Origin of the sequence: Alkalilimnicola ehrlichii, assembly GCF_003399765.1 — a bacterium.
In the GTDB taxonomy this organism is placed as follows: domain Bacteria; phylum Pseudomonadota; class Gammaproteobacteria; order Nitrococcales; family AK92; genus AK92.
In genome coordinates this window covers 1-2,782 of the sequence record NZ_NFZV01000066.1, presented here as the reverse complement: position 1 = coordinate 2,782, position 2,782 = coordinate 1, and the positions used below count along the sequence as shown (strand labels likewise).

The following is a 2,782-nucleotide window of genomic DNA, read 5'->3' as shown; positions in this document are numbered from 1 at the left end:
CTCGTCGAAGATCGCGACCTTGACCGGCACGTAGTAGCGCGGGCGAAAACTCAGCAAGCCGTCGCCGGCACCCGTGCCGCCGAAATCCGGGGTGCCTTCGTGATAGGGCTGCGCGTTGACGTGCCGGTAATAGTGGTTGGCTAAAAGGTTTTCGCCTTGTAAGCGCAGCATCTGCGTGCGCCGTTCCGGCAGAATGGGGAGTTAATCGCGCTTATTAGTTCGCCTCACCCGGTCCATAGACAAAGCCCGGCAGCACCTCCGGGTCGTTCAGCAGCGGGTCGTGCATCTCCGGAATCAGTTCGCCGGCTTCGCCGGGGCATTCGCTGTAACGGGGGAAGCCTTGGCTCCACGTAAGATCACGGTCGGCGAGCCAGCTAACAATATCCTCTTGCTCTGTTTCCTGCAGAACATACTCACCATCAACAAATGCATAATGCACTAAACCTTGGGCTTTCTTATAGAACCCCCCTTCGCTATCACTATTCAGGCGGGATTCAAACAGCTTTCTCCACATCACCAGATCCGGCCTGCTATCTTCATTGAAATCACCGAAGTAGAACTTCGCGAACGCCCGCCATGCAGGGAACACATCGTTTACCGCGGGACTCCTCCCTGATTCAGCGATGTATTGCGGGGCATCTTCCCCCTGCTCCCGATAGCGATAGGCTAACTGATGCTCACTGCCTGCCTGCCTAATAGCTGCGTTGGCAACGTCCCCCACGTCATCCTGGTTAACCCAGTTCGCCGCAAAGATCACTTTTTTCTCAGTGGTTGAAAATATTTGGATTTCATTCCCTATGAACAAGACAAGCTCGTCGTCACCCGTATCATTGACATCGCCATACCGGAGCGGATTCCGCGCCAAACAGCCAACCCTTTCTCGGGCATACACCGGTGGCGCTGACCAAACCACATCCGGCCCAACTCTGAATGCCGCCGGGTCATCAACCGTCCAATACTTCTGCTTAAAGGACTCGGGACGATGGAACATGTGAGCAGCCTGGGGAGACTCACCCCACAACACCGCATACTGCCGATATGTATCTAGCGGCCAACTACCGAGGTGTCGACGCTCGCCGACGTTAACAAAGTGTAAGATTGCGTCTCTCGATAACCCCCAATAAGTCGTGCCATCATCGAGGGAGGCGAAAGCCGCAATGGATCCAGCCCTTCCCGTACTTCTATATTCCCTGTCCGCTGCTCTAAGCCTCGCATACGGAATGCTTTCACTCGCGAGCTGCGGAAGGGTTTCATTATTAACAGGCGTCCCCAGCTCTAAGAGAGGATTACTTTGGCCGTAACCAATCAATGGAACAAGAAAAATCGCCAAGGCCGCGAACCTAAATGATTTAATACCCATAATGATCACCCGTCACTCTAACCAGCTTCACAAGCCATTCGACCACTTGGCTCAGTTTCAACATCACCAAACGCTGCGTCACGAGTCTCCTCCCATGTGCTACCAGCCATCCATTCCCTTTCTCCATACGCAAAGCACCACTCGCCCCCTGCCTGCTCGTGCCCCTCTGGATAGGTCCCTCCCCGCCAGATATAGGCCCGGTAAGGCATCCCCAGTTGATGCTGGGGACTATGCATAATGTCTATCGCGTATCTCATGGCGGTCCGACGGGCAGTGCCCAGCTCCGAGAACGGCTGTATCAACCACTCAACCCATGATCGACTACCATCAAATATCCCCGCCCCTTGGTTGTAGCCGCCTATTGCCTTGGCCAAAAGTTCATAAGTATCATCCGTGTGCGCCCCATTCTCGACCGCCTCAATCACGCTTCCAGTCCGCATGCTATGCAACAGAGTGTCGGCTGGCGAGTGAAACGTTCCACTATACGATTCAGAACGAAAAGCCAAGCGGAACGACCGGCCACAACTGCCCTGAACACCTGCCAGCCAAACGGCTATAGCCATAATATTCTGACCTGGATCATAATGGTTTACTTGGCTATTCCCCTGCCTGTCATAAGCCGATACAGGAATGCAGCCTACCGGGTCCCTGTGCGTGCCATCTAGCGCACGCCCACCATAGGTGTGCCTGTTCTGGATCTGGTTAAAACCACTGCTACCAGACTCATCTGCGCCACCGACGGTGATACGGTAGGGCGTAGTCCCGCCCCATTGGATGCCGCTGGCCTCCTTGTTCGCAATAGCCCGCAGAATGTCGGCCCGCTCAAAATCATGGTAACGCCGCACCTGTTCGTGGCGCTCCACCGTATATGTAGGATCAACACCCTCTAGCTCATTCCCTCGCGGGTAGTTGATCTGACCATCAAATACGCTGACTGCTGCTTCCAGTTCGGCATTCTCCAGCCGAGAGTACAAGAATCGCGGAAGGTTCGATGAACGGTCATATGCTTCAAGATAATGAGTCCAGTGTTTCCGCAACTCATCCAAGGTGTCGTAAACAATGTCATTTACCGTCTCATGAATAAACGTTTGGGCACGCTCAGTACCAATATCTCCCGCCCCAAGCGGCCAATGGCTAAAATAGTTGAATCGCCCCAACATTAACCCGACCGAGGCGCGCCCTTGCCCGTCCGTGGTACCTAGCCGCAGAACGCTACGCTCACCCTCCGGCAGTCGCTGCCCGGTGATTCCCGGCCCTGGGCCACTGCCTACATCATAGCCATCGATCCGAATTCGCGTACTTGGACTCACCCCCAACTGCCACAACATTTCCTCCAGCATCGCCACGTCCGCGCCTTGCATCGGCTCGTCCTCATCCGGCCCCAACTCACGGCGCACAAGGCGAATCGGCTCGGTGCGCTGC

The 2,782-nt window shown here is 55.2% G+C and carries 2 protein-coding genes; both read right to left on the bottom strand.

Annotated elements, in window-relative coordinates:
• Positions 1-214: 214 nt before the first annotated feature.
• The gene (locus CAI21_RS22610; RefSeq protein WP_147305235.1) at positions 215-1,360 is read right to left on the bottom strand and encodes a hypothetical protein; all 1,146 of its coding nucleotides are present in this window, start codon (positions 1,358-1,360) and stop codon (positions 215-217) included.
• 17 nt (positions 1,361-1,377) lie between these two features.
• Positions 1,378-2,782: hypothetical protein (locus CAI21_RS22605; RefSeq protein ID WP_220349068.1), on the bottom strand; the 1,405-nt coding region annotated here is incomplete at its 5' end.

Coding starts and splice junctions, on each gene's coding strand:
- CAI21_RS22610 (WP_147305235.1), bottom strand. CDS start 1,360: ATGGGTATTAAATCATTTAGGTTCGCGGCCTTGGCGATTTTTCTTGTT.